At 77.1% G+C, this 25,777-nt stretch carries 27 protein-coding genes; 21 read left to right on the top strand and 6 right to left on the bottom strand.

The genetic code is table 11. From position 1 onward, the window contains the following. The first annotated feature begins 9 nt into the window (after positions 1-9). Positions 10-933, top strand: a complete 924-nt coding sequence (locus tag ACI8AR_RS20535) for an aldose epimerase family protein (RefSeq protein ID WP_457052642.1) — start codon at positions 10-12, stop codon at positions 931-933. A 7-nt stretch (positions 934-940) separates the two neighbouring features. Continuing rightward, on the top strand, positions 941-1,645 hold the full coding sequence (locus ACI8AR_RS20530; protein ID WP_457052641.1) for an MOSC domain-containing protein: 705 nt from the start codon (positions 941-943) through the stop codon (positions 1,643-1,645). A gap of 27 nt (positions 1,646-1,672) precedes the next feature. Here the strand turns inward: ACI8AR_RS20530 and ACI8AR_RS20525 are convergent, their stop codons facing one another. Continuing rightward, positions 1,673-2,089, bottom strand: a complete 417-nt coding sequence (locus ACI8AR_RS20525) for a hypothetical protein (RefSeq protein WP_457052640.1) — start codon at positions 2,087-2,089, stop codon at positions 1,673-1,675. Between the two features lie 175 nt (positions 2,090-2,264). On the opposite strand from ACI8AR_RS20525, the gene ACI8AR_RS20520 reads away from it, so the two are divergent. The 4 genes from ACI8AR_RS20520 to ACI8AR_RS20505 are packed head-to-tail and all read left to right on the top strand — an operon-like array spanning position 2,265 to position 5,908. Then, a complete protein-coding gene (locus tag ACI8AR_RS20520; RefSeq protein ID WP_456927759.1) occupies positions 2,265-2,480 on the top strand; it encodes an RNA-binding S4 domain-containing protein in 216 nt (71 codons plus the stop codon). Beyond that, positions 2,477-3,931: an RNB domain-containing ribonuclease gene (locus ACI8AR_RS20515; RefSeq protein WP_457052639.1), complete on the top strand. Its 1,455-nt coding sequence runs from the start codon at positions 2,477-2,479 to the stop codon at positions 3,929-3,931. The genes ACI8AR_RS20520 and ACI8AR_RS20515 overlap by 4 nt, the downstream gene beginning before the upstream one ends. Next, complete coding sequence (locus tag ACI8AR_RS20510; protein ID WP_457052638.1) at positions 3,928-5,124, top strand: pyridoxal phosphate-dependent aminotransferase; 1,197 nt, start codon at positions 3,928-3,930, stop codon at positions 5,122-5,124. Before ACI8AR_RS20515 ends, ACI8AR_RS20510 begins: the two co-directional genes overlap by 4 nt. A 22-nt stretch (positions 5,125-5,146) precedes the next feature. Next, positions 5,147-5,908, top strand: a complete 762-nt coding sequence (locus tag ACI8AR_RS20505) for a nitrilase-related carbon-nitrogen hydrolase (RefSeq protein ID WP_457052637.1) — start codon at positions 5,147-5,149, stop codon at positions 5,906-5,908. Here the strand turns inward: ACI8AR_RS20505 and ACI8AR_RS20500 are convergent. Then, positions 5,905-6,870, bottom strand: coding sequence for a PRC and DUF2382 domain-containing protein (locus ACI8AR_RS20500; protein ID WP_457052636.1), 966 nt, complete (start codon positions 6,868-6,870; stop codon positions 5,905-5,907). The two genes, ACI8AR_RS20505 and ACI8AR_RS20500, sit on opposite strands and share 4 nt — an antisense overlap. A 125-nt stretch (positions 6,871-6,995) precedes the next feature. Here ACI8AR_RS20500 and ACI8AR_RS20495 point away from each other — a divergent pair, with 125 nt between their 5' ends. The 4 genes from ACI8AR_RS20495 (at position 6,996) to ACI8AR_RS20480 (ending at position 11,173) form a co-directional block, all read left to right on the top strand. Next, on the top strand, positions 6,996-8,600 hold the full coding sequence (locus tag ACI8AR_RS20495; protein WP_457052635.1) for a CYTH and CHAD domain-containing protein: 1,605 nt from the start codon (positions 6,996-6,998) through the stop codon (positions 8,598-8,600). Between the two features lie 230 nt (positions 8,601-8,830). Then, a complete protein-coding gene (locus ACI8AR_RS20490) occupies positions 8,831-9,952 on the top strand; it encodes a metallophosphoesterase (RefSeq protein ID WP_457052634.1) in 1,122 nt (373 codons plus the stop codon). A gap of 79 nt (positions 9,953-10,031) precedes the next feature. Then, positions 10,032-10,772 carry a GntR family transcriptional regulator gene (locus ACI8AR_RS20485; protein WP_456927766.1) on the top strand — a complete coding sequence of 247 codons (741 nt, stop codon included), beginning with the start codon at positions 10,032-10,034 and terminating at the stop codon, positions 10,770-10,772. Positions 10,773-10,840: 68 nt separating this feature from the next. After that, the gene (locus ACI8AR_RS20480; protein WP_457052633.1) at positions 10,841-11,173 is read left to right on the top strand and encodes a hypothetical protein; all 333 of its coding nucleotides are present in this window, start codon (positions 10,841-10,843) and stop codon (positions 11,171-11,173) included. An 8-nt stretch (positions 11,174-11,181) separates the two neighbouring features. Here ACI8AR_RS20480 and ACI8AR_RS20475 read toward each other — a convergent pair whose 3' ends face one another. Further along, complete coding sequence (locus ACI8AR_RS20475; RefSeq protein WP_457052632.1) at positions 11,182-12,315, bottom strand: hypothetical protein; 1,134 nt, start codon at positions 12,313-12,315, stop codon at positions 11,182-11,184. Between the two features lie 143 nt (positions 12,316-12,458). Here ACI8AR_RS20475 and ACI8AR_RS20470 point away from each other — a divergent pair, with 143 nt between their 5' ends. From ACI8AR_RS20470 to ACI8AR_RS20460, 3 genes are all read left to right on the top strand, one after another. Beyond that, positions 12,459-12,923, top strand: a complete 465-nt coding sequence (locus tag ACI8AR_RS20470; RefSeq protein WP_457052631.1) for a MarR family winged helix-turn-helix transcriptional regulator — start codon at positions 12,459-12,461, stop codon at positions 12,921-12,923. Then, complete coding sequence (locus ACI8AR_RS20465; protein ID WP_457052630.1) at positions 12,920-13,384, top strand: SRPBCC family protein; 465 nt, start codon at positions 12,920-12,922, stop codon at positions 13,382-13,384. The genes ACI8AR_RS20470 and ACI8AR_RS20465 overlap by 4 nt, the downstream gene beginning before the upstream one ends. Before the next feature lie 96 nt (positions 13,385-13,480). After that, positions 13,481-13,750, top strand: coding sequence for a GlsB/YeaQ/YmgE family stress response membrane protein (locus ACI8AR_RS20460; RefSeq protein WP_456936239.1), 270 nt, complete (start codon positions 13,481-13,483; stop codon positions 13,748-13,750). Positions 13,751-13,775: 25 nt separating this feature from the next. Here the strand turns inward: ACI8AR_RS20460 and ACI8AR_RS20455 are convergent, their stop codons facing one another. Further along, positions 13,776-14,414, bottom strand: a complete 639-nt coding sequence (locus ACI8AR_RS20455) for an MBL fold metallo-hydrolase (RefSeq protein WP_457052629.1) — start codon at positions 14,412-14,414, stop codon at positions 13,776-13,778. 105 nt (positions 14,415-14,519) lie between these two features. On the opposite strand from ACI8AR_RS20455, the gene ACI8AR_RS20450 reads away from it, so the two are divergent. Beyond that, on the top strand, positions 14,520-14,771 hold the full coding sequence (locus ACI8AR_RS20450; RefSeq protein ID WP_457052628.1) for a hypothetical protein: 252 nt from the start codon (positions 14,520-14,522) through the stop codon (positions 14,769-14,771). A 92-nt stretch (positions 14,772-14,863) separates the two neighbouring features. Here the strand turns inward: ACI8AR_RS20450 and ACI8AR_RS20445 are convergent, their stop codons facing one another. Next, complete coding sequence (locus ACI8AR_RS20445; RefSeq protein WP_457052627.1) at positions 14,864-15,655, bottom strand: enoyl-CoA hydratase-related protein; 792 nt, start codon at positions 15,653-15,655, stop codon at positions 14,864-14,866. A gap of 141 nt (positions 15,656-15,796) precedes the next feature. Here ACI8AR_RS20445 and efeU point away from each other — a divergent pair, with 141 nt between their 5' ends. The 5 genes from efeU to ACI8AR_RS20420 all read left to right on the top strand — a co-directional run bounded on the left by efeU (position 15,797) and on the right by ACI8AR_RS20420 (position 22,833). Further along, positions 15,797-16,726, top strand: a complete 930-nt coding sequence (gene efeU, locus ACI8AR_RS20440) for an iron uptake transporter permease EfeU (protein WP_457052626.1) — start codon at positions 15,797-15,799, stop codon at positions 16,724-16,726. Beyond that, complete coding sequence (efeO, locus tag ACI8AR_RS20435; protein ID WP_457052625.1) at positions 16,719-17,873, top strand: iron uptake system protein EfeO; 1,155 nt, start codon at positions 16,719-16,721, stop codon at positions 17,871-17,873. Before efeU ends, efeO begins: the two co-directional genes overlap by 8 nt. A gap of 82 nt (positions 17,874-17,955) precedes the next feature. After that, entirely contained in the window at positions 17,956-19,275 is a 1,320-nt protein-coding gene (gene efeB, locus ACI8AR_RS20430) for an iron uptake transporter deferrochelatase/peroxidase subunit (RefSeq protein WP_457052624.1), read from the top strand. 208 nt (positions 19,276-19,483) lie between these two features. Continuing rightward, positions 19,484-21,235, top strand: a complete 1,752-nt coding sequence (locus ACI8AR_RS20425; RefSeq protein WP_457052623.1) for a serine/threonine protein kinase — start codon at positions 19,484-19,486, stop codon at positions 21,233-21,235. Positions 21,236-21,255: 20 nt separating this feature from the next. Then, complete coding sequence (locus tag ACI8AR_RS20420; RefSeq protein ID WP_457052622.1) at positions 21,256-22,833, top strand: serine/threonine protein kinase; 1,578 nt, start codon at positions 21,256-21,258, stop codon at positions 22,831-22,833. A gap of 15 nt (positions 22,834-22,848) precedes the next feature. On the opposite strand, the gene ACI8AR_RS20415 is transcribed toward ACI8AR_RS20420, so the two are convergent. Then, positions 22,849-23,670 (bottom strand): hypothetical protein, encoded by an 822-nt coding sequence (locus ACI8AR_RS20415; RefSeq protein ID WP_457052621.1) that lies wholly within the window; start codon positions 23,668-23,670, stop codon positions 22,849-22,851. 166 nt (positions 23,671-23,836) lie between these two features. Here ACI8AR_RS20415 and ACI8AR_RS20410 point away from each other — a divergent pair, with 166 nt between their 5' ends. Continuing rightward, positions 23,837-25,120: a competence/damage-inducible protein A gene (locus tag ACI8AR_RS20410; RefSeq protein ID WP_457052620.1), complete on the top strand. Its 1,284-nt coding sequence runs from the start codon at positions 23,837-23,839 to the stop codon at positions 25,118-25,120. Between the two features lie 55 nt (positions 25,121-25,175). Beyond that, positions 25,176-25,595 (top strand): SRPBCC family protein, encoded by a 420-nt coding sequence (locus ACI8AR_RS20405; protein ID WP_457052619.1) that lies wholly within the window; start codon positions 25,176-25,178, stop codon positions 25,593-25,595. The last annotated feature ends 182 nt before the right edge of the window (positions 25,596-25,777 follow it).

Below are 25,777 nucleotides of genomic sequence, written 5' to 3'. Positions count from 1 at the left end.
GGTGAGCCGGTGAGCGTGCCGCCGATGACCGCCTGGCCGCAGACGGAACCGGCGGAGGTGGAGCTCGTCCGCGGCGACGCCCGCCTCGCCGTCGACCTGCGCGGCGGCGGGCTGCGCGCCCTCGCCGCCGGCGGCTGGGACGTCCTCGACGGCTATCCCGCCGGCACGGTGCCCGTCGGACGGCGCGGGGGTGTCCTGCTGCCCTGGCCCAACCGGCTGCGTGACGGGCAGTGGACCTGGCAGGGGCAGCGGCTGCAGCTCGACGTCGCCGCGCCCGGCAAGCCCGCCGCGCACGGCCTGGTCACCTGGCAGCGGTGGGAGGTGCTGGCCCGCCACTCCGACGCGGTCACCGTCGGGACCGTCGTCGAGGCCCGCCCCGGTTACCCGTTCCGCCTCGCGGCGGCCGTCGACCACCTCCTCGCCGAGGACCGGCTCACCGTCACCGTCCGGGTCCGCAACGCCGGGGACCGGCCCGCGCCGTTCGGCGCCGGCATGCACCCCTACCTGTCGGTCGGGGCGGACGCCGACGGCGGCATCGGCGAGGCCGAGCTCAGCGTCCCGGCGCGCACCGCCCTCGACCTCGACGGCGGCCTGCCCACCGGCACCCGCCGGGCCTTCGACGGCGCGATCGGCCGGATCGGTGAGCGCGCCCTCGACGACGCCGTCACCGACCTCGACCGCGACGACGACGGCTGGGCGCGGGTCCGGCTGCGCGGCGCCGCGGGCACGCTCGAGCTCGCCGTCGACCGGGCCTGGCCGTGGCTGCAGGTCTACAGCGGCGACACGCTGCCCGAGGGTCAGCGCCGGCGCAGCCTCGCCGTCGAGCCGATGACCTGCCCGCCGAACGCGCTGGCCGACGACGCCGACCTCGTCGTCCTCGACCCGGGGGAGACCTGGTCGGGCACGTGGACGCTGTCCTGGACGGCGGCCTGAGGTGCGGGTGCAGGAGCTCTGGCGCTACCCGGTGAAGTCGCTGCAGGGCGAGCGGCTCGACGCCGTCGACGTCGGCCATGAGGGGCTGGCCGGCGACCGCCGGTGGGCGCTGTTCGACCGGTCCACCGGCTTCGGCCTCACCGCCCGCCGCGTCCCCGACCTGCTGTTCGCCTCCGGCCGGCTGCGCGCCGACGGCGGCGTGGAGGTGGTCCTGCCCGACGGCACGGTCACCACCGACGACGCGGTCCTCTCCGACTGGCTCGGGAAGCCGGTGGCCCTGCGCGCGGCGGAGGCCGTCCGGGGCCCGCGGCAGTACGAGGACCCGGTCGACGACGAGGACGGCGGCCCGTGGGACGCCTGGGAGGGCGCGTCTGGCGCCTTCCACGACAGCTCGCGGATCCGTGTCTCCCTCGTCTCCACCGGCACGCTCGGCACCTGGGACCGGCGCCGGTTCCGCGCCAACGTGCTGCTCGACGGCGCGGGCGAGGACGACCTGGTCGGGTCGACGGTGCGGCTGGGCACCGCGGTGCTCGACGTGCTCAAGCCGGTCAGCCGATGCGTCATGGTGACCCGGCCGCAGCCGGGCGGCATCGGCCGCGACACCGGCGTCCTCAAGACCGTGCACCGCGAGCGCGGCGGCACCCTGGCGGTCGGCGCGCTGGTCCCGGTGCCGGGCCGGGTGGCCGTCGGCGACGCGCTCGTCCGGGCCTGAGCCCGGGAGCCGGCGCGGCGGGGCGGCCTACGAGGACGCCATCTGCCCCGGCAGCGGGATCCCGCGTTCCCGCGCGAACCGCACGATGTTCGGCATCATCACCGCCATCTGCTCCCGCGCCTCCTCGGTGCGGGTGAAGGCGACGTACTCCGTCCCGGCCGACGCGAACGGCGTGTGCCCGGGCTCGATGACGAACGCGTCCCCGGCCTCGAAGACCTCCTCGGTCCCGTCGGCCCTCCGGATCCCGAACCGTCCGGAGAGCACGTAGCCCACGTGGCTCGCCTGGCACATGTCGTCCGGCGCGCCCTCGAAGAACGGCGCGTAGTCCATGTCGGTGAGGTCGCGCTCGATGGTGACCGTCCAGTCCCCGGCCTCCTGCTCGTGGGCGTCCACGTAGCCCGGGAAGGTCTGGTGGGGCGCGGTCGACCTCGACACCTTCGGCATGTCCTGCTCCCTCCTCGTGGCGGCCGGCGCCGCGTCGGTCCGGCAGGGCTCCGATGGTGGACAGGGCCGGGCCGCCTCCCCAGGGACCGACGGCCTGCGCCGGTACCGCCCTTGATCCCTGCCCGGCGGGCCGTCGGTGACGCGCCCGTCCCCGCCTGAGGGCACGATCGACGTCGTGCGCACCGTCGAACTGCGTCCCGGTGAGGACTCCATCCGCCTCGGTCAGCTGCTCAAGCTCGTCGACGCCGTGCCGACCGGCGCCCAGGTCAAGGACGTGCTGGTCACCGGCGCGGTCCGCGTGAACGGCGAGCCCGAGGACCGCCGCGGCCGGCAGGTGCGCCGGGGCGACGTCGTCTCGATCGAGGGCGCCGAGGACGTGCGCATCGCATGACCGACGGTGCCGGTTCCACGTGGAACCGCTTCCCGCTGGCGCTGCCGCGGTGGCCCGACGCCGCCCCCGCCGGGCCGGACTTCGCCGCGATCCGCGCGGAGCACGACGTCCCCGAGTCCTTCCCGGCCGACGTGCTCGCCGAGGCCGAGCGGGTCGCGGCGGCCCTCCCGCTGCCGGACGAGGACGCCACCGCCCTCCCGCTGGTCACCGTCGACCCGCCGGGCAGTCGCGACCTCGACCAGGCGGTGCACCTGGCGCGGGAGGACGGCGGCTACGTCGTCCGCTACGCGATCGCCGACGTCGGCTCGGTGGTGGCCTCCGGCGGGGCGCTCGACGTCGAGGCGCGGCGCCGCGGCCAGACCCTCTACAGCCCCGACCGGCGCACCCCGCTGCACCCGCCGGTGCTCGGCGAGGGCGCGGCCAGCCTGCTGCCGGGACAGGACCGCGCCGCGGCGCTGTGGACCCTCCGGCTCGACGCCGACGGCGAGGTGTGCGGCGTCGACCTGCGGCGGGCCCGCGTCCGCAGCCGCGCGCAGCTGGCCTACCCCGACGTCCAGGCGCAGGCCGACGCCGGCACCCTCCCCGACCCGATCGCCCTGCTGCCCGAGGTCGGCCGGCTGCTCGAGCGGCGCGCGGCCGACCGCGGCGCCATCGAGCTCGGCACCCCGGAGCAGCAGGTGGTGCGCGGCCCGGACGGCGGCTGGACGCTGGTCGCCCGCGCGGATCTGCCGGTGGAGGGCTGGAACGCGCAGGTCTCGCTGCTCACCGGCCGAGTCGCGGCCCGGCTCATGCTCGACGGCGGCGTCGGCGTGCTGCGCACCCTGCCGCCCGCCCGGCCGGAGGACGTCGAGCGGCTGCGCCGGCTGGCCCCCGCGCTCGGCGTGCGGTGGCCGGGCGGCGCCGGTCCGGGGGAGGTCCTCGCCGGGCTCGACGTCACCGATCCCCGGCACGCGGCCTTCCTCGAGGAGGCGGCCGCCCTGCTCCGCGGCGCGGCCTACACGCCCTTCGACGGCGCCCCGCCCGCGCAGACCGGCCACGCCGGCGTCGGCGCCCCGTACGCGCACGTCACCGCCCCGCTGCGCCGCCTGGTCGACCGGTTCGCCACCGAGGTCTGCCTCGCCCTGGCCGCCGGCCGCGAGCCCGACCCCGCGGTGCGCGCCGCGCTGCCGGAGCTCCCCGGCCTCATGGCCGCCTCCGACCGGCGCACCCGGGCGGTCGAGCGGGCCGCCGTCGACGCCACCGAGGCCTGGCTGCTCGCCGGCCGGGAGGGGGCCCTGTTCGACGCCGTCGTGGTCGACGCCGACGGCGACCGCGGCACCGTCGTCCTGGCCGAGCCCGCGATCCGGGCCCGCTGCACCGGCACCGCACCGTCCGCCGGCTCCCGGGTGCGGGTCCGGCTCACCGAGGCCGACGTCGCCCGCCGCTCGGTCCGCTTCGAGGTGGCCCCGTGAGCCGCGAGCCGTACCTCGCCGACCGCCTGCAGGGCTTCGGGACGACGGTGTTCGCCGAGATGAGCGCGCTCGCCGTCGCCACCGGGTCGATCAACCTCGGCCAGGGCTTCCCCGACACCCCCGGCCCCGCCGAGGTGCTCGACGTCGCCCGCGCCGCCATCGGCACCATGGCCGACCAGTACCCGCCCGGCCCCGGCACCCCGGAGCTGCGGACGGCGATCGCCGCGCACGTGCAGCGCTTCCGCGGGCTCACGTACGACCCCGACGCCGAGGTGCTGGTGACCGCCGGCGCCACCGAGGCGCTGACCGCCGCGATGCTGGCGCTGGTCGAGCCCGGCGACGAGGTGGTCCTGTTCGAGCCGGTCTACGACAGCTACGCCGCGGCGGTGGCCATGGCCGGCGGCGTCCTCCGGCCGGTCCCGCTGAGCCCGCCGCCGGCCGACACCGAGGGCGGTGTCTGGACGTTCGACCCCGCCGACCTGCGCGCCGCCGTCACCCCGCGGGCGAAGCTGCTGCTGCTCAACACCCCGCACAACCCCACCGGCAAGGTGTTCAGCCGGGCCGAGCTGGACCTGGTCGCCGAGGTGGTCCTCGGGGCGGGCCTGCTGCTGGTCAGCGACGAGGTCTACGAGCACCTGGTGTTCGACGGCGCCGGGCACGTCTCCGCGGCGACCCTCCCGGGGCTGCGCGAGCGGACGCTGGTGGTCGGCAGCGGCGGCAAGACGTTCAGCACGACCGGCTGGAAGGTGGGCTGGGCCTGCGGGCCGGCGCCGCTGGTGGCCGCCGTCCGCACCGCCAAGCAGTTCCTCACCTACGTCAACGCCGGGCCCTTCCAGCCCGCGATCGCCGCCGGGCTCGCGCTGCCCGACGACTACTTCACCGGCATCGCCCGCGACCTGCAGCGCCGCCGCGACGTCCTGGTCGCGGGGCTGCGCGCGGCGGGCCTGCCCACGATCAGCCCGCAGGCCACCTACTTCGCGATGGTCGACGTCCGCGGGGTGCAGCCCGACGGCGACGGCCTGGTCTTCTGCCGCGCGCTGCCCGAGCGGGCGGGGGTGGTGGCGGTGCCCGCCGGCGTCTTCTGGACGGCGGGCCACGCCGACCTCGGCCGCCACCTCGTGCGGTTCGCCTTCTGCAAGCGCGACGAGGTGCTCACCGAGGCGGTGGCCCGCCTGGGCAGGATGTCCCCATGAGGTCCGGCCGGGGAGGCGCAGCGTGAGGTTCGGCATCGTCCAGCACGACATCGTCTGGGAGGACCGGGAGGCCAACTACGCCCGGCTGGCGCCGCAGGTCGCCCGCGCGGCGGCCGCCGGGGCGGAGTTCGTGCTGCTCAGCGAGACGTTCTCCACCGGCTTCTCGATGACGCCGGGCATCGGCGAGCCCGAGGACGGCCCGTCGGCGTCCTTCCTGCGCGCGCAGGCCGCCGAGCACGGCGTCTGGGTGGCGGGCACCTGCCCGGAGGTCGCCCCGGGCGCGGAGCTGCCGTACAACTCGTTCGTGCTGGCCGGCCCCGACGGCACGGTGCACCGCTACCGCAAGCTGCACCCGTTCACCCACGGCGGCGAGGCCGAGCGCTACCGCGCCGGCGACGGCCCGGTGACGGTGACCGTCGGCGACCTGCGGATCACGCCGTTCGTCTGCTACGACCTGCGCTTCGCGGACGTGTTCTGGGCCGCCGCCGAGACCACCGACGTCTACCTGGTGACGGCGAACTGGCCCTCGACCCGCCGGCACCACTGGACGACGCTGCTGCAGGCGCGCGCCATCGAGAACCAGGCCTACGTGGTCGCCTGCAACCGGGTCGGCACCGGCGGCGACGGCCTGCACCACGCCGGCGACAGCCGGGTCGTGGACCCGATGGGCGAGGTGCTGGCCGCCGCCGCGGGTGGCGAGACGCTCGTGCTGGCCGACGTCGACCCCGCCGAGGTCACCGCCACCCGCAAGCGGTTCGCCTTCCTCGCCGACCGCCGCGGCTAGCGGACCTGCGGCGATCGCGTCTGGTCGACGACGATCTGCTCCCGCTGCACCTGCTCGCTGACCCGCTCCTGGCCCTGCACCACCTCGGTGGCGAGCCGGACCCGCTCGACCGGCACGACCTCGACCGACACCACCGGCCGCTCGGCGTGCAGCACGATCTCCGCGGGCAGGCCCCCGGTGCCGATGCCGGTGCCGGCCCCCGGCGCGCCGGCGACGGGCGCCGTCCCGCCGGCGGGCTGCAGCGACTCGCCGGGGAGGTCGGGGGCGTCGAGGGGCACGTGCTCGACGCGGATCTCCTCGCGGCGGATCGGCACGGTCACCTGCACCTCCTCGGTGACCACGTACTTGACCAGCCGCACCCGCGTGGCGGCCACCTGCTCGGTGCCCACGCGCAGCTGCTCCTCGCTGCGGGTCATCGCGCCGTCGGCGGGCGGCGCGGCGTACCCGGCGGCGGGCTCCCCCTGTGGCGGCGGGGCGGCCTGCTCGGTGGTGGTCCGCGCCGTGGTGGCCGGCGGGGGGACCGGCCGGGTGGGCGTGTCCGCCACCGCCGCGCCGGTGACCGGCAGGCCGGTCGCGGGTCCGGTCGCCGCGGGGGCCGGGCCGGTCGCCGACGGCGTCCCCGGCTGCCCGGTCGCGACGCCGGGCGCCGTGCCGGCCGTCAGCCCGTAGTGCTGTCGCAGCGCGGCCTCCTCCTCCGGGCCGAGGTGGTCGCCCCCCAGGTGCGGCGCGGACCGGACGGCGTCCTTGTGCACGGGCACGCTCAGCACGCCGTCGTCGAAGGTCGCCTGCGTGGCCGGGACGATCGAGTGCCGGGTGCCGAACAGGCCGGTGCTCACGGCCACCCAGGTGGGCGCGCCGGTGCGGTCGTCGACGAAGAAGCTCTCGACGGTGCCGATCTTCTCGCCGTCGGGGCCCTGGACCGTGCTCCCGATCGCCGCGGACAGGTCTCGCTCGCTCAACACGGTGCTCGCCTCCTCCGTCGACACCCCGGCTGGCGTCGTTTCCGCGGGGGAGTGCCCGTACCGGTGTCTTCCGACACCCGGACGCCTACGGTCGTGCGCGGAGGGTCATCCAGGAGGAGGACGACGTGGGCAGCGGACAGCTCGAGGTCGAGCGCAAGTTCGAGACGGGGCCGGACGTCGTCCTCCCCGACCTGACGACCGTGGACGGCGTGGCGTCGACGGGGGACCCGGTCACCCACGACCTGGACGCCACCTACTACGACACCCCGGACCTGCGGCTGGCCCGCGCGCGGATCACGCTGCGCCGGCGGACCGGCGGCACCGACGCCGGCTGGCACCTCAAGCTGCCCACCGCCGTCGCGGGTTCCCGCCGGGAGGTGCACGCCCCGTTGGGCACCCGGCGCACGGTCGTCCCGCGGGCCGTGACCGAGCCGGTGACCGCCGTGCTGCGCGGCGCGAGGCCGGGCCCGGTCGCCACCCTGCAGACGACGCGGCAGGTCACACACCTGCTCGACGACGAGGGCCGCGTCCTCGCCGAGGTGGCCGCCGACACCGTCACCGGCACCGCGCTGGCCCCCGACCCCGAGAGCCCGGCGACCGTCATGACGTGGCGCGAGCTGGAGGTGGAGCTCGTCGAGGGCGACCGGGCGCTCCTCGACGGCGTCACCGAGGCGCTGGCCGCGGCGGGCATCGAGCCCTCCGCCCTGCCGTCCAAGCTCTCCCGTGTGCTGGCCGACCGGCTCGCCGCGCTCGCCCCCGCGCGTCCGCCGGCCGCCGCGGAGGACGGGGACGGCGGCAAGAAGGGGAAGAAGCAGCGGAAGCAGAACGGGCCGACGGCGGGCGAGGTGGTGCTCGGCGCGCTGCGGACCCAGGTCGACGCGCTGCAGACCGCCGACATCGGGGTCCGCACCGGCGACCCCGAGGGCGTGCACGACCTGCGCGTGGCCTGCCGCCGGCTGCGCAGCATCCTGGCCGCGTTCCGGCCGGTGCTCGACCGCACCGCCACCGACCCGGTCCGCGACGAGCTGCAGTGGATCGGCGCCGCGCTCTCCGGCGCCCGCGACGGCGAGGTGGCCCTCGAGCACCTCAAGTCCGTCGTCGCGGCGCAGCCGGTCGAGCTGGTCCGCGGGCCGGTGGCCGCCCGGCTGCAGTCCACCGAGATCGCCGACGTCGAGCGGGGCCGCAAGGCGGCGGTCCGGGCGCTGTCGGACCGGCGGCACCTGGCGCTGCTCGACGCCCTCGACGCGCTGCTCGCCGACCCGCCGCTCCTCGAGGCGGCCGGTGAGCCCGCGCACGCCGTCCTCGTCGACGCGGTCAGGCGCACCGGCAAGCGGATGCAGGCCCGCATCGACGAGGCCCGCGAGCGGGAGGCCGAGGACCCGGGCGCGCACGAGGACGAGACCGAGCACGCCCTCCACGAGGTCCGCAAGGCGGCCAAGCGGGTCCGCTACACCGCCGAGGTCGCCGCGCCGGTGCTCGGGGCGCCGGCCGAGGCCCTGGTCGCCTGCATGAAGGAGGTGCAGGACGTGCTCGGCGAGGCCCAGGACACCGTCGTCGCCCGGCAGTGGTGCCTGCGGCTGGCCGCGGCCGCCGTCGGGGCGGGGGAGGACACCTTCGCCTACGGCCGGCTGCACGCGCTGGAGGAGCTGCGCGCCGAGCACGCCGACCAGCGGTTCTGGGCGCTCGAGCCCTCCCTGCGCGCCGCGGTGAAGGCGGCCGTCAAGGCCTGAGCGGGCGGGCGCCGGCCCGGGGCGGGAACACCCCGGGCCGCCCGCACGTCTCCTGCCGTGGTGTCTCCCGCACAGCCGAAGCGAGGTCCGTCCTGTCCCTGATCGGTCTGCTCGGTTTCGGGACGGTCGTCCTGCTCGCCCTGCTCCTCCTGCACGGCTACCTCTGGTGGCGCCTGGTCAGGAGCACCACCCGGCCCGGCCGGGCGCGGCGACGGCTCACCGCTCTCACCGTGGTGCTCGCCCTGCTGCCCGCCGCCGCGGTGCTGCTGCGCCGCACGCTGCCCCTGGACGCCGCCGCACCGCTGGACTGGGTGGCCTACACCTGGCTCGGGATCGCCTTCTACGCGTTCCTCGCGCTGCTCGTCCTGGAGCCGGTCCGCCTGGTGCTGCGCGGCTGGACCCGCCGGCCCGCCGTCCCCGCCGCCGCCCCGGCCGCGCCGGCACCGGTCCCCGCCGTCGGCCCCGACCCGGAGCCGGCCCCGCGGCCGGAGGACCGCGCGGTCGTCGCCGACCCCTCCCGCCGGCTGTTCCTCGCCCGCTCGCTGGCCGTCACCGCCGGCGCGGTGGCGCTGGGCACCGCGGGCACGGGCGTGTACCTCGCCAACTCCGCGCCCGTCGTCCGCCGGGTGCCGGTCACCCTGCCGCGGCTGGACCCGGCGCTCGACGGCCTGCGGATCGTGACCTTCTCCGACGGCCACCTGTCGGCCACGTACGGCGGACGGCGCTTCGAGCGGCTGGTCGAGATCGTCAACTCCCAGCGCCCCGACGTCGTGGCGATCGTCGGCGACCTGGTCGACGGCGAGGTCGACCAGCTGCGCGAGGAGGTCGCGCCGCTGGCCGATCTGGTCAGCGAGCAGGGCGTCTTCTTCGTCACCGGCAACCACGAGTACTTCGTCGACACCACCGCCTGGCTGCGGCACCTGCCCACCCTCGGCGTCGAGGTGCTGCGCAACGAGCGGGTGCCGATCGCCCGCGGCGGCGCGTCGTTCGACCTGGCCGGCATCGACGACCGCACCGCGGCCGGCTCGGGCGTCCCCGGGCACGGGGCGGACCTCGACGCCGCCCTCGACGGCCGCGACGACGCGACGCCGGTGGTGCTGCTCGCCCACCAGCCGTACATGGTCGAGCAGGCGCGGGCCGCCGACGTGGACCTGCAGCTGTCCGGGCACACGCACGGCGGGCAGCTGTGGCCCTTCGACTACGCCATCCGCCTCGACCAGCCCGCGGTCGAGGGCTGGTCGCGGCACGGGGACACGCAGCTGTACGTCACGACCGGCGCCGGGTACTGGGGACCGCCCATGCGGATCGGTGCGCGGCCCGAGGTGACCGTGGTCGAACTCCGGGCACCGTAGGGGTGGACGTCACCCGAGCGAGAGACGTCTCATACGACATGACGTCCTCAGACGTCTTTCCCCGCATAGTCTGGCGCCCGTGACAGCGGCGACGGCGGGACCGAAGTACCTCTCGGTCCGTGAGCACCTGCGGCGCCGGGTCGCCGCGATGCCCGAGGGGGCCCTGCTGCCCCCGGAGCCCACGCTGTGCGCCGAGTACGGCGTCAGCCGGATCACCCTGCGCCGCGCCGTCGACGGGCTGGTCGCCGACGGCCACCTCGTGCGCGAGCAGGGCCGGGGCACCTACGTCACCCGCCCGGCGATCCGGCACGAGTACCGCGAGAGCTTCGTCCACCGCATCGCCGGGTGGAGCTCGGTGATGGCCGAGCAGGGCGCCCAGGTGGGGACGACGGTGCTCACCCAGCGGGTCGTACCGGCGCCGTCGTCGGTGGCCGCCGAGCTGTCCCTCGACGTCGCCGAGGACGTCGTCGAGCTGGAGCGGCTGCGCAGCGTCGACGGCGCGCCCAACCACGTGGCGCACAGCTTCCTGCCCGCGGCGCTCTACCCGCGGGCCGCGGAGGAGGACTTCAGCGAGGGCTCGCTGTACGACTTCCTGCGCCGCGAGTACGGCGCCGACCTCGCGCACGCCCGCATCGTCGTCGACGTCGGCACCGCCGCCCCGGACGAGGCCGACCTGCTGCGGATCGCCGCCGGCTCCCCGCTGCTGGTCGTCCGCACCACGGTGCGCGACAGCGCCGGGCACCCGCTGGTGCACAGCTTCTCCCGGCTGCGGCCGGACGTGAGCCAGGTCGAGTTCGAGGTCTCGGTCACCGGCCGCTGAGGACGCCGGGGGACGGCGACCGGGATATCCGCTCGACCGGGGGACGGGCCCGCCGGCAGGCTCCCGGCGTGCCGCCCGACGTCGCAGCCGCACTGCGCGCCCGGTTCCTGGCGACCGCGGAGGCGGTCGCGCGGGCGCGGCCCGAGGTGGACGCCGAGGCGGCCCGCGAGGTGCTCCTCGAGGCGGCGACGCTCCTCCACGACGGCCTCGTCCTCGACGACCTGGACGAGCACGACGCCCTCGCCGTCGTCGCCGGGCTCTCCGAGGACCTCGTCGCCGGCGACCCCGGGGCCGCGGTGCGCGGGCGGTCCCGGGCGGTGTCGGAGGACCCGGGGGACCTGCACGACCCGGAGGCCGTGTCCGCGGCCTACCTGCTCGCCGCGGCGACCCTGCAGCTCTGAGGGCGGCGTCACCGGCCGCTGAGCGCGGCCAGCCGCGGCTCGAGGTCGAGGACCATCCGGACGAAGGCCGCCCGCCGCGCCGCGTGCCCGAGCACCTCGCCGGTCACCGGCTCGAACAGCAGGTGCAGCGGCAGGCCGGTGCACGGGTAGCGCAGCAGCGCAGCCAGGAGCACCCCTGTCTCCAGGTCGGCGGGGGACACGTCGACGCCCTCGGCCGCCAGCCCGCGGGCGTGGGCGGCGACCGCCGGGCCGAGCAGGGCGGGCACCTCGTCGGGTGGGCCGGCGCCGCACTCCGCCCGGCCGAACAGCAGCGGCACGAGGTCGAAGCCGGCCGGCGCCGGGCCCGCCATCGCCCAGTCGACCAGCACGAACGTGTCCGGCGCCGCGGCGGGCCGGAGCAGGTTCATCGGCGTCGCGTCCCCGTGGGCGGGCAGCACCGGCAGCGCGGCGAGGCGGGCGTGGACGTCGTCGACGCGGGAGGCCAGCGCGCACACCTCCTCCCGCAGGGCCACGACCTCGGGCACCCGCATGACCGGCGCGGCCCAGGTGGCGTCGTCCCGCAGCCAGGGGACCGCCCAGGCGCCCAGCTGCTCGTCCCGGTAGACGGTGAGGAAGTCCCCGCCCGGCATCGGCGGCCACGGCCGGCCGCGGCGGCGGGCGGCCAGCCGGCCGAGGGCCTCCGCGGCGCGCAGGGTGTCGTCCGCCGTCCACGGGGCGTCGACCGGCTCGGCGTCCTCGAGCCAGAGGGTCAGCCGGTCGCCGGGCTGCTCGTGCACCGCCACGACGTCCGGCGGGCGGAGCCCGGGCGGGGCGCACCCGGCGACGCCGGCGGCCAGGACGTCGGCCTCCAGCCGCCACGGGATCACCTCGTCCAGGTGCGCGCGGGCGTCGTCGGGCATCTGCGGCGGCAGGCCGTACCGGGCGGCCTGCAGCTCCTTGGCGACCAGGCGCAGCACCACCCGCCCGCCGGGCCCCCGGCCCTCGACGGCGACCCGGGTCAGCGCCCGCGTCGACGGCGCGCTGACGTCGTGCTCCAGCGGGCGGCAGGTCACCGCCTCGACCTCGAGCGCCGGGTCGCCCGACCGGAGGCGCAGCGCGGGCAGCAGCTCGGCGACGGTCGTCCCGCCGGGCAGGCCGGTCACCGCGGACGCCGCTGGCCGCGACGCGGCGGGAGGTGGAGGTGCACGGGGCGGAACAACGCCAGCCAGGGCGAGGTCGTCATCGCGGGCTCCCGTGGGAGGATGGTCAAGCCGCTTGTCTGACGGTGGGTGGATGGTGAAGCCGCTTGTCCGATCCCGTCAACCGAGAACGCCCCGTCCTGGTCACCACGCTGCTCGAGCAGGCGATGACCCTGATCCGGGACGACCTCTACGCTCTCAGCGACGCGCGCTACCCGGGCCTGCGCATGCGGCACTACCGGCTGCTGGCGATGCTGCCGCCCGAGGGGGAGCGGCTGAGCCGGCTGGCCGCCGACAGCGGGCACACCAAGCAGGCGCTGGCCCAGGCGCTCGCGCCGCTGCAGGCCGGCGGGTACGTCGAGGTGCTCCCCGACCCCTCCGACGGGCGGGCCCGGCTGGTCCGGCGCACCGGCCGCGGCCGGGAGGTCGACGAGGCGGTGCGCCGGCGCCTGGCCGACGTCGAGCGGGACTGGGCGCGCCGGGTGGGGGAGGAGCGCTGGGCCGTCGCCCGGGCCGTGCTCGCCGACCTCGCCCCGGCACCCGGCCGTCCCCCGTCTACCGTCGGGACGTGACCACGGCCAGCGGGACCCGGGAGGTGGCCGCGCCGCGCCGCCGGGTGTGGCGGGCGCTGGCCGTGCTGGAGCCCTACTGCGCCGTCTGCGACGTCTCCTACGTCGTCGAGGGCGGCCGGTCCGGGAAGGGCGCCCGGTTCGTCTGCGTCCCCGGCCGCCTCCCCGCCGACGGGACCCCCCGCGAGGGCGCCCCGCGCGGGGAGATCGTCGAGTGGGAGCCCGAGCGGGTGGTCACCACCCGGCTCGAGCTCACCCCCGAGACGTGGACGACGCGCATCGAGCTCGACGACGCCGCCGACGGCGCCACCCGGGTGACCATCACGCTCACCCACGAGCCGCGCCGTCCCCGGCTGGCCGACCGGCTGGTCCGCCGCGCCGTGCAGCAGTTCGTGCAGCGCACGGTCGACGAGGAGCTGGACAAGCTCCCGGCGCACGTGGAGCAGGTCCCCGCGGACCGGTGACGAACGGCCCGGGTGTGCGCCGTGATCATGCGGGTAGATGACCTGCAGGCGCGCCCGGCGACGGGCCGGGCGCCACGCACCCACCGGAGGATCGTCGTGATCGGTTTCCTCGTGGCCGGCCTGATCATCGGGGCCCTGGCCCGCCTCATCGTCCCGGGCAAGCAGCACCTGGGCATCCTCGCCACCCTGGCCCTCGGCGTGGTCGGCTCGCTCATCGGCGGGCTCATCGCCCAGTTCTTCGGCACCGGCAGCATCTGGGAGCTCAACGTCCTGGGCTTCGTCCTGGCCGTCGTCGCCGCCGTCCTGCTGATCGGCGTCGCCGAGGGCATCTCGGCCCGCTCGCGCCGCGGCGCCGTCCGCCGCTGACCTCCGCTGGGGGAGGCGGCGGGCCTCAGAGCTCGACCGCCTCTCCCGGGGCCAGCCGGCCGTAGGGGGTGGGCGTGCCCGGGCCGCGCTCGCCCAGCAGGCCGGCCATCAGGCCCAGCCCGGTGTCGTTGAGCAGGCCGTCGTGCACGGCGAAGGCCTGGTCGGCGTCCACCGCCCGCACGTAGTCGATCACCTCGGCCGCCTTCGACCACGGCGCGTGCAGCGGCACCAGCAGCGTGGCCACCGGGGTCCCCGGCACGGTGAACGCGTCACCGGGGTGGAACACCTGGCCCTCGACCAGGAAGCCGACGTTGCGCACCCGGGGCAGCTCGGGGTGGATCACCGCGTGCCACTCGCCGTGGACCTGCACGTCGAAGCCGGCGACGGTCAGCGCGTCGCCGTCGCCCACCGCGTGCACCCGGCTCCCGGGGCCGTCCAGCTGCTCCGCGACCGACGGGTTCGTCCACACCTCCAGCGCCGGGTCGGCCTCCAGCGCCGCACGCAGCCGGTCGCCGACGAAGTGGTCGGGGTGCTCGTGCGTCACCAGCACCGCGGTCGCCCCCTCGAGCGCCGCCGGGTCGGTGAAGGCGCCCGGGTCGACGACCAGCCGCCGGTCGCCGTCGCTGATCACGACGCAGGCGTGCCCGTGCTTCGTCAGCTCCACGGGGACATCCTGCCGTCGCCCCCGCGGGCCCGCCGTCTCACCCGGGTGGGTGACACCGCGGCGGCCCGGCTCCCCGGCGGGGGGCGCTCCGTCGACCCTCCCTGCATGGCCACCACCGCCGCCCCGACCGCCCCCACCGCGTTCGCCGCGACCGCCTACGTCGCCGCCCGCAGCCGCGCCCACGGCCCGACCGCCGCCCTGTGGCACGCCGTCGAGCTGCACCGCCCGGCGTCCGAGGTCGACGGCGCCTGCGAGCTCACCCTCTGCGGCACGCTCGCCCGCATCACCCTCGACGAGGAGTGGCCGACGTCGGCCCGCGACGTCTGCGGCCCCTGCACCACCCTCAGCCGGGCCTGAGGCCCGCGGCGGAGGGCCTTCTTCAGCTCCCCCGGCCCCGTCCCGGGTCCCACCCCGAGCCTGCGAGGGGTGGGGAGGACGGGGTCCTTCGGTCAGTGGCCCGTGAACCGCGGCGGGCGCTTGGCGAGGAACGCCTCGACCGCCTCGGCGTGGTCGGCGGTGCCGCCGAGCTCGGTCTGCAGCCGGGCCTCCAGCGCCAGCGTCTCCTCCAGCGAGGCGGTGGGCGCGCCCGCCAGCACGGTCTTCACCGCCCGGTAGGCCGCCGTCGGCCCCGCGGCCAGCCGCTCGGCCAGCGCCCGGGCCTCGTCCGCCACCCGGTCGGCCTCGACGACCCGGTGCACCAGGCCCCACTGCAGTGCCGTCTCGGCCGGGAAGGCGTCGGGCAGCAGCAGCAGCTCGGTGGCGCGGGCGACGCCCACGCTGTGCACCAGCCGCGCGGCCAGGGCCGAGTCGCTGGACAGCCCGATGCCGGTGAACGCCGTCGTGAACTTCGCGCCCGCGGCGGCCACCCGCAGGTCGCCGGCCATAGCGAGCCCGAGGCCCGCGCCGGCGCAGGCGCCGTTGATCCCGACGACGACCGGCACCCGCAGCCCGGCCAGCGCCAGGACCAGCGGGTTGTACTCGTCCTCGACGACCGACAGCGAGGTCCCGGCGTCCCCGCGCAGCGACTCGACGTGCTCGGCGAGGTCCTGGCCCACGCAGAACGCCCGGCCGGTGCCGGTGAACAGCACCGCCCGCACCGACCCGTCGCCGGCGATCCCCTGCACCACCTCGAGCAGCTCCCGCCGCATCGCCCGGGAGATCCCGGGTCGCTGCAGGGTGACGGTCGCGACGCCGCCGGCGTCCTCGCGGGTCACGGTCGTGGTGGCGGTCGTCTCTGACATGCCGGTCACCCTGCCACGCCCGCGCGCGGCCGAGGGGGCCTCCCGCGGACGGGGACTGGATCGACCACCCGCCGCGAGTAAGGTGTGCCTGCCCTCAGTACGGACCCGGGGGTTCCCCGAACCCCGACAGATGGGTCAGCCATGGGCCAGGCGTTCCTCGCCAGCTACCTCATCGGCCTCCGCGAGGGCCTCGAGGCCACCCTCGTGGTCAGCATCCTCGTCGCCTACCTGGTCAGGTCCGGCCGGCGCCGCCGGCTGCTGCCCCTGTGGGCGGGTGTCGCCGCCGCGGTCGCCCTGTCGGTGCTCTTCGGCGCGCTGCTCACCTACACCGAGACGACGCTGCTGGCCGACTACCGCTCGCGCGAGCTGTTCGAGGCGATCACCTCGGTGCTCGCGGTCGCGCTGGTCACCTGGATGGTCTTCTGGATGCGCCGGACCGCCCGGAAGCTCAAGGGCGAGCTCACCGGGCAGCTGGAGCAGGCGCTGGGCACGGGCACGCTCGCCGTCGCCGGCGTCGCCTTCCTCTCCGTGGTCCGCGAGGGCCTGGAGACGACGCTGCTCTTCTACGCCGCCGCCCAGGGCGCCACGACGACGGCGACGCCGCTGGTGGCCATCTCCGCGGGCGTCCTCACCGCCGTCGTCGTCGGCATCGGCCTCTACGCGGGCGCCATCCGGATCGACCTGTCGCGGTTCTTCACCGTCAGCGGCGTGCTGCTGGTCTTCGTCGCGGCCGGGATCCTCAAGTACGGCGTCCACGACTTCCAGGAGGCCGGCGTCCTGCCCGGCCTGGACGTCCTCGCCTTCGACATCTCGGGCGTCCTCGACCCCGACAGCTGGTACGGCGCGGCGATCGCCGGGATCTTCAACGTCACCGCGGCGCCCACGGTGCTCGAGACGATCGCCTACGTCGCCTACCTGGTGCCGGTGCTCGTCGCCTTCCTCTGGCCGGCCCGCACGCCCGCGTTCGCCGCCCCCGCGCCGAACGTGGTGGCCGCCCCGCAGCCCTCCGGCGCCGACCCGGCCCGGACCCCCTCCCAGCCGTCGGAGACCACCCAGCATGTCCGTGCGTGACCGCCGCCTCCCCCTGCTCACCGCCGGCCTGCTGGCCGCGCTGACCACCGCCGCGTGCGGCAGCGCCGACACCGGCTCCGGCGCGGCGTCCGGCGGCGGGGAGGCCGCCGACACCGTCGCCGTCGCCGTCGCCGCCGCCGACGACGCCTGCGACGTCGCCAGCAGCGAGCTGCCGGCCGGGACGCACAGCTTCCAGGTCACCAACTCCGGCGACCAGGTCACCGAGTTCTACGTCTACGCCGATGGCGACCGGGTGATGGGCGAGGTGGAGAACATCGCCCCGGGCCTCACCCGCGAGCTGCTCGTCGAGCTGCCCGCCGGCAGCTACGAGACCGCCTGCAAGCCCGGCATGGTCGGCGACGGCATCCGCAGCGACCTCACCGTCACCGGCGAGGCGCAGTCGCTGTCGGAGGACGAGACCCTCGCCCGGGCGAGCGCGGACTACCAGCGCTACGTGCAGAGCCAGACCGGTGCGCTGCTCGAGCAGACCACGGCGTTCGTCGACGCGGTCAAGACGGGCGACGTCGAGGGCGCCAAGGCGCTCTACCCGGTCGCGCGCACCTACTGGGAGCGGATCGAGCCGGTGGCCGAGGTCTTCGGCGACCTCGACCCGCTCATCGACGGCCGCGAGGGCGACCAGGCCGAGGGCGAGGACTTCACCGGCTACCACCGCATCGAGCAGGCGCTGTGGGTCGGCGGCACCACCGAGGGCATGACCCCCTACGCCGACCAGCTGCTCGAGAACGTGCAGCAGGTCGTCGACCTCGCCAACGACACGACGCTGGAGCCGCTGCAGCTGGCCAACGGTGCCAAGGCCCTCCTCGACGAGATCGCCACCGGCAAGATCACCGGCGAGGAGGACCGCTACTCGCACACCGACCTGTGGGACTTCGCCGCCAACCTCGAGGGCTCCGAGGCCGCCGTCCAGGCGCTGCGCCCCCACCTCGAGGACGCCGACCCCGACCTGGTCGCCGAGATCGACGAGCGGTTCGCCGCCACCGAGGCCGCGCTCGAGCAGTACCGCACCGACGGCGGCTGGACGCCGCACGACCGGCTCACCGAGGACCAGCTCCGCGGCCTGTCCGACAGCATCACCGCGCTGTCGGAGTCGGTCAGCCAGGTCGCGGCGGTCGTCGCGGACCAGTGACCCGCGGAACACCGACGCCGGGGACGCGCCGGTGTCCGCGGGGCGTTGCGCCCTGCGAGACCGTCCCCGTCCCGAGGAAGCCATGACGGAGCCCACCGCCGACCAGCCGGCCGCGCCGCAGCGGCCGGGTCTGTCCCGCCGCCGCCTGCTCGGCACCGTCGGTGTCGGTACCGCCGGCGTCCTCGCCGCGGGCGCGGCCGGCGGGGTCGTCGGCCGGGCGACCGCCGACGAGGCCCCGGACGCCGGGCCGGCCCCGACCGACGCGGTGCCCTTCCACGGCGAGCACCAGGCCGGGATCGTCACGCCCGCCCAGGACCGGCTGCACTTCGTCGCCCTCGACGTCACCACCGACAGCCGCGACGACCTGGTCGCGCTCCTGCAGGACTGGACCGAGGCCGCGCGGCGCATGACCGCGGGCCGGGACGCCGGGCCGGTGGGTGCCGTCGACGGCGAGCGGTACGCGCCGCCGGACGACACCGGCGAGGCGCTCGGCCTGCCGCCGTCCGGGCTGACGATCACGATCGGCTTCGGGCCCACGCTGTTCACCACCGCCGACGGCCGCGACCGCTTCGGCCTCGCCGCCCGCCGGCCCGCGCCGCTGGCCGAGCTGCCGGCGTTCCCCGGCGACCAGATCGACCCCGCGATCAGCGGCGGCGACCTGTGCATCCAGGCCTGCGCCAACGACCCGCAGGTCGCCGTCCACGCGGTCCGCAACCTGGTCCGCACCGGCGCCGGCGTGGTGAGCGTGCGCTGGTCGCAGCTGGGCTTCGGCCGGACGTCGTCGACCAGCACCGGCCAGGCCACCCCCCGCAACCTGTTCGGCTTCAAGGACGGCACCGACAACCTCAAGGCCGAGAACGGCAGCGCCCTCGACCGGTTCGTGTGGGTCGGGGACGACGACCGCGAGGAGGGCAGAGCCGACTGGCTGCGGGGCGGCTCCTACCTGGTCACCCGGCGGATCCGGATGCTGATCGAGCCGTGGGACAGTTCCTCGCTGGACGAGCAGCAGCGCACCATCGGCCGCACCAAGGGCACCGGGGCGCCGCTCGGCCAGCGCGCGGAGTTCGACCCGGTCGACTTCACGAAGCAGGTCGACGGCGAGTTCGCGATCCCCGAGACCAGCCACGTCTTCCTCGCCCACCCGACCAACGCGGGGACGGCGATCCTGCGCCGCGGCTACAGCTTCGTCGACGGCTCCGACGGACTGGGCCGGCTCGACGCCGGGCTGTTCTTCATCGCCTTCCAGCGGAACCCGGAGACCGGCTTCGTGCAGGTGCAGCGCAACCTGCGGCTGGACGCGATGAACGAGTACGTCCGGCACACCTCCTCGGCGGTGTTCGCCTGCCCGCCCGGCGTCCGCGACGACGCCGACTGGTGGGGCCGCGCCCTCTTCACCGGCTGAGCCGCCGCCCCCCCGCCGTTCCCCGGCGTGTCGCCGGGGTGTCGCGGAGTCGATGCCGAGCCGTGACGCACGGGACTCCCCGGACGGGTGGGACTGCTGGGAGGATGTGTGGTCTCGGAAGGACCGGGCACCTCTGCGGACGAGAGGCGGTGCGCCGGGGGTGGACGGCGTCGGCAGCAGGGCCGGCAGGGATGGGAGAGGTCCCGTGGTGGAACCGGGTCGCCGGATGCTCGGTGACCGCTACGAACTCTCCCAGCTGATCGCCGCCGGGGGCATGGGCCAGGTGTGGCGCGGCACCGACGTGCTGCTGCACCGCCCGGTCGCGGTCAAGGTCCTCCGCAGCGAGTACACCGGCGACCCGACCTTCCTCGCCCGCTTCCGCGCCGAGGCCCAGCACGCCGCCGCGCTGAACCACCCGAACATCGCCGCGGTCTACGACTACGGCGAGACCGAGGCCGGGGACACCGGCGAGACGCTCGCCTACCTGGTCATGGAGCTGGTCGAGGGCCAGCCGCTGTCGGCGCTGCTGCGCCGCGAGGGCCGGCTGGACACCTCCACCACCCTGTCGGTGCTCGGCCAGACCGCCGCCGCGCTGTCCGAGGCCCACCGCGCCGGTCTGGTGCACCGCGACGTCAAGCCGGGCAACATCCTGGTCCGCGCCGACGGCAGCGTGAAGATCACCGACTTCGGCATCGCGTGGTCGGCCGGCAGCGTCCCGCTCACCCAGACCGGCCAGGTCATCGGCACGCCCCAGTACCTCTCGCCGGAGCAGGCCGAGGGGCACCTGGCGACCCCGGCCAGCGACGTCTACGCCCTCGGCCTGGTCGGCTACGAGTGCCTCACCGGGCACCCCGCCTTCGACGGCGACAACGCGGTCACCATCGCGCTCAAGCAGCTGCGCTCGGACCCCGAGCCGCTGCCGGACACGCTGCCCCGCGACGTCCGCACCCTCATCCGGCGCGCCCTGGCCAAGGACCCGGCGGCCCGCATGCCCGACGGCGCCGCGTTCGTCACCGCGGTCGAGGACGCCCGCGCCGGGCGGCTGCCGGACCTCGAGCCGCCGGCGCCGCCCGCGCCCGTCCCGGCCGCCGCGCCGGCCGCGGTGGCGGTGGCCGCCCCGGTCGACGCCGCCCCGGTCAGCGCCGGCCCGGTCGCCGTCGACGCCGGCCCGCTCACCCAGGCCGCGCCCGGCCCGTCCGGGGCGCTGCCCGGCCGGCACGGGCCGCGGCGCCCCGGCCCCCCGCCGCCGCCCCGCCGCCGGGTCGCGGCGGTCCTGGTGCCGCTGCTGGCGCTGCTGCTGGGCGCCGGGCTGGCCGGCGTCGTCTTCACCGCCCTGGTCGACGACCCCGCCTCCCCGACGGTCGTCGCCGCGCAGACCCGCGACGGCGAGGACGGCGTGGTGCTGGAGGCCGGCGACTACGTCGGCCGGCCGATCGACGACGTCGCCACCCAGCTGTCCGCGCTGGGCCTGGGCGTGGAGCGGCGCGAGCAGGTGACCGGGTCCGCGGTCCCGGGCCGGGTGCTCGGGGTGTCGCCGGAGGGCGTGCGCCTGGAGCCCGGCGACGACGTCGTCGTCACCTTCGCCGTGGCGCCGAGCGGTGGCCGCCGGTCCGGGGCGTCGTCCACGGGGCAGGGCGGCGGCGGCGTCTCGGCCGTGACCGGCGACAGCGCGCCCGGCACGGTCGTCGAGCCGCCCCCGCCCGTGACGGAACCGGCCCCGGGCACGACGGTCCCGGAGCCGACCGACGCCGCGACCCCCACCACCGCGAACGCACCGGGCTCGTCCACGACCGGCTCGCCGACGACCGGCGCCACCAGTTCGTCGGCCACGCCCACGGGCACCGCCACCACGAGTTCCAGCACCAGCACGAGCACCTCGCCGTCACCCTCACCGGTGACCAGCCCCGCCGGGACGCCGAGCGGGACCACCTCCGCCGCGGGAGACTTCCCCGACGACTGATACGGAACCGAGGAGGTGCGATGGACGGCAGTCCCGTGCGTCGCGTCGTCGGCGGCCGCTACGAGCTGCTCGGCCTCCTCGCCACCGGCGGCATGGGCCAGGTCTGGCGCGGCCGGGACGCGCTGCTGGACCGGCCGGTCGCGGTCAAGCTGCTGCGCAGCGAGTACGTCGAGGACGAGACCGTCCGCACCCGGTTCCGCACCGAGGCGCGCCTGGCCGGCCGGCTGCTGCACCGCAACATCGCCGCGCTGTACGACTACGGCGAGGTCGTGACCGAGGACGGCGAGGTCTGCGCCCACCTGGTCATGGAGCTCGTCGACGGCGAGCCGCTGTCGGCACTGGTGACCCGCGAGGGGCGGCTGCCGGCCGAGCGGGTGCTGGACCTGGTCGGGCAGACCGCCGCCGCCCTGGCCGCCGCGCACGCCGCCGGGGTGGTGCACCGCGACGTCAAGCCGGGCAACGTGCTGGTCGGCTCCGACGGCGTCGTCCGGATCACCGACTTCGGCATCGCCTGGTCGGCGGGCAGCGCCCCGCTGACGCGCACCGGCCAGGTGGTCGGCACCGCCCACTACCTCTCGCCCGAGCAGGCGGCCGGGGGCAAGGCCGGGCCCGCCAGCGACGTCTACGCGCTCGGGATGGTCGCCTACGAGTGCCTGGCGGGGCGGCGCGCCTTCGACGGCGAGCACCCGGTGCAGATCGCGCTGCGGCAGCTCCGCGACGAGCCCGACCCGCTGCCCCGTGACGTGCCGGAGCCGGTGCGGGAGCTGGTGGCGCGGATGCTGGCCAAGGACCCCGCCGGCCGGCTCGCCGACGGGGCGGCGGTGTGCCGGGCGGTGGAGACGGTCCGCGCCGGCCGCCCGCTGCCGCCGGCGCCGCCCCCGGTCACCGCGCCGCTGCCGCCCGCCGTGTCCGCCTTCTCGCCGGCCGTGGCCCCGCCCGCCCCCGCGCCGCGTCGCCGACGGGCAGGTCGGGTCCTCACCGGGGTGGCGACCCTCGCGGTCGGCGCCGCGCTCGGCGTGGGCGTGCTGGAGATGGCCGCACTGGGAACGGCGCCCGTGCCGGCGGCCGAGGCGGAGTCCCCGGCGGACGCGGGCACCGACGTGCGGCGGGCGGACCTGGTCGGCCGGTCCGCCGACGAGGTGGAGGAGCAGCTGGTCGCGGCCGGGCTGCGGGTGCTCCGGGTGGTGGCGGAGACCGCGGACGCGGCCCCGGGCACCGTCACCGGGGTGACCCCGGTCGGGCGGCTGACGCCGGGGGAGACGGTCACGCTGACGGTGGCCACGGCGCCGGCGCCCTCGTCCACGCCGGCGCCCCCGCCGTGGTGGACGGAGTCCACCGCGCCGTCCTGGGCGGGGGACGCGGGCCCGGCCACACAGGTGGCCGCGCCGGAGACCCCTGCCGCGCCGGAGCCGGACGCCGTCCCGGTCCCGCAGCCGACGGCCGGGGACCCGGAGGACACCGCGGAGGTCGGCGACGCCGAGGACGCCGGAGATGCCGGTGCCGCCGGTGACGCCGAGGCGAACGAGAACGGCAACGGCGAGGCGAACGGGAACGCCGGCGGCAACGGGCGCGGCAACGGCTGGGGCCGCGCCGGCTGAGCCGCCGGCGTCCGGTCAGCGTCGGCGGCCGGGCACCAGCCAGGCGGCGAGGGCGACGGCGCCGAGCGCGGCGGTGAGCAGGAAGCCGCGGTCGGTGTCGGCGTGGGGGAGGACGACGAGCACCCAGAAGACCGCCAGCCCGGCGGCTCCGCCGAGGGCCAGCCGCTCGGCGGTCAGGGGGCGCAGGCGGAGCGCCGGCACCAGCCGCGACAGCGCGGCCGCGCCGCCGAGCAGGGCGCAGACGGTGGCGAACGCCGCCCAGGCCGGGACCTGGCCCCACAGGCGCGGCCCGTCCAGGCGCAGCGCGAGCCCGAGCTCGAGCAGCACGAGGCCGAGGCCGGCCAGGCCGGCGCCGATCAGCGCGGCCCGGTCGCGGGGCCGGCGGGGCGCCCGGGGGCGCGCCGGCTTCTCGGGCCGGGCGGCCGGGGCCTCCTGCGGCACGGCGGCCGGCGGGGGCACCCGTGGGGCGCCGAGCAGCGAGTCCAGGGGGCCGGTGGGCTGGGGTCCGGTCTGCTGGTAGCCGGCGGGCTCGTGGTGGGCCGGCTCGTGGGGGAGCGGCGCGTGGTGGGCGGGCTCGTGGTGGGCCGGTGCGAAGTGGGCCGGTGCGGGGTGGGCCGGGGCGAAGTGGGCGGGCTCGTGGTGGGCCGGCTGGGAGTGGTGCGCGGGTTCCGGCGTCGTCGCGGGCTGGGGCGTGGTCACCGGGTACGCGGGCGCCGGCAGGACCGACGGCGGGACGGCGGGCGCGCCCGGGTGTCCGGCCAGGCCGGCGGCCGTCGCGCCCTCCCCCGTGGGGATCTGCTGGGTGCGCGGGCCGGCCGGCGGGGGCGAGGTGGTCACGGGTGCTCTCCTCCTGGGACGCGGGCGACCGGTCCCGCACGGGGTGGGACCGGTCCTCCCCGCACGCTAGCGGCGGTCCGCGCCCGGCCCGGGGAGGCGGGGCGGCGGGTCCGGCGGACCGCCTCGCACCCGGCGGGGAGGACGACGTCCTCCTAGGGTCGGGCGGGTGGGTACGCGCGCGGGCATCGTCGTCACCGGCACCGAGGTCCTGACCGGCCGGGTCGCCGACCGCAACGGGCCGTGGCTCGCCGAGGAACTGCGCCGGGCGGGCGTCGACGTGGGGTCGGTCCTCGTCGTGGGCGACCGGCCCGACGACGTGCGCGCCGCGCTGGCCTGGTTCGCCTCCTCCGGCGTCGAGCTGGTGGTCACCACCGGGGGCCTCGGGCCCACCGCCGACGACCTCACCGCCGCCGTCGTCGGCGAGGTGCAGGGCCGGCCGCTGGACGTCGACCCGGAGCTGGAGCAGCGCGTCGCCGCCGTCGTGGAGCGGCTGATGGCCCGCCGCGGCTGGCGGTCCGATCCGGAGGCGACGGCGGCCGGCGTCCGCAAGCAGGCGATGGTGCCCGCCGGCGCCACGGTGCTCGAGCCGGTGGGGACGGCCCCGGGCCTCGTCGTCCCGCCCGCCGACGGCCGCGGCGGGCCGGTCGTCGTCGTCCTGCCCGGGCCGCCGTCGGAGCTGCAGGGGATGTGGCCGGCGGCGCTGGCGGCCGGGCCGGTGCAGGAGGTGCTGGCCGGGGCGGGGGAGCTGCGCCAGGAGACGATCCGGCTCTGGGGGACGCTGGAGGCGCAGCTGGCCGCCACCCTCCGCGAGCACGAGCACGAGCTCGGCGGGCTGGAGGTCACCACCTGCCTGCGCGAGGGCGAGCTGGAGATCGTCACGCGCTTCGCGCCCGAGGCGCAGCCCGTGTACGACCGGCTGGCCGCCGTGCTGACCAGTACGTACGCCGCGACGCTGTACTCGACCGGGCCCACCCTCGACGAGCTGGTGGCCGGTGCGCTCACCGACCGGGGGCTGACGATCGCCACCGCCGAGTCGTGCACCGGCGGGCTGCTGGTGGCCCGGCTGATCGAGCGGGCCGGGTCCTCGGCGTACGTGCTCGGCGGGATCACCTCGTACGCGAACTCGGCCAAGGAGCAGCTGGTCGGGGTGCCGGGGGAGGTGCTCGCCGAGCACGGCGCGGTGAGCACGCAGGTGGCGCTGGCGCTGGCCGAGGGGGCGCGGGCGCGGTTCGGGGCCGACGTCGGTGTCGGGGTCACCGGGGTGGCCGGGCCCGGCGGCGGGACGCCGGACAAGCCCGTGGGCACCGTGCACCTGTGCGCCGTCGGCCCCATGGGACAGCAGGCGCGGTCGGTGCGGCTGCCCGGCTCGCGGACGGCGGTGCGCGAGCGCTCCGTCGTCCTCGCCATGCACATGCTGCGCGAGCTGCTGCTCGGCGGCCCGCCGGCCTGACCGTGCCGCCGTCCGCGGTGCGTGGCTCGGGCCCGCGGCGGGCAGGGAGGGCGGCATGACGACCGTGACCCTGCACGCCTCCGGCCCGGTGCCGCCCGCCGAGGCCTGGGAGCGCTACGCCCGGCCCGCGCGGTGGCCGGAGTGGGCGCCGCAGATCACCGGGGTCGACGTGCCGGGGCCCCGCCTGGTCGCCGGGCTGAGCGGGCGCGTGCGCGGGCCGGTGGGGGTGACGCTGCCGTTCGTCGTCGAGTCGGTGGACGAGGCGGCGCGGCAGTGGGCGTGGACGGTGAGCGCCGGCCCGGTGCGGCTGCACCTGCTGCACTGGGTCGCCGACGGTCCCGACGGCGGCAGCACCACCGGTCTCCGCGTCTCCGGCCCGGCGCCGATCGTGGTGGGCTACGCGCCGCTGGCGCAGCTGGCGATCGGCCGCCTCGTCCGTCCGCTCGACCCGCGGAGGACCGAACAGGCGGTCTGACCTGCGGGAACTGTCGTACCCCGGTCGTAGCGTGCGGGGTGTGGAGGAGGTCGCGGAGTACGTCTCGCCGGTCGAGCGCGCGCTCGCCGGCTGGCTGATCGAGCGGCCGGTGTCGATCCCCCGGCTGCCGGTGGCGCTGCTGTCGGACGAGCAGGCCGCCGCCGAGTTGCAGCGGGTGCAGG

The sequence above is a fragment of the Geodermatophilus sp. SYSU D01036 genome (assembly GCF_054050435.1).
Note: the sequence above shows the minus strand (reverse complement) of the source record. Positions and strands in the feature narration are given on the sequence as shown.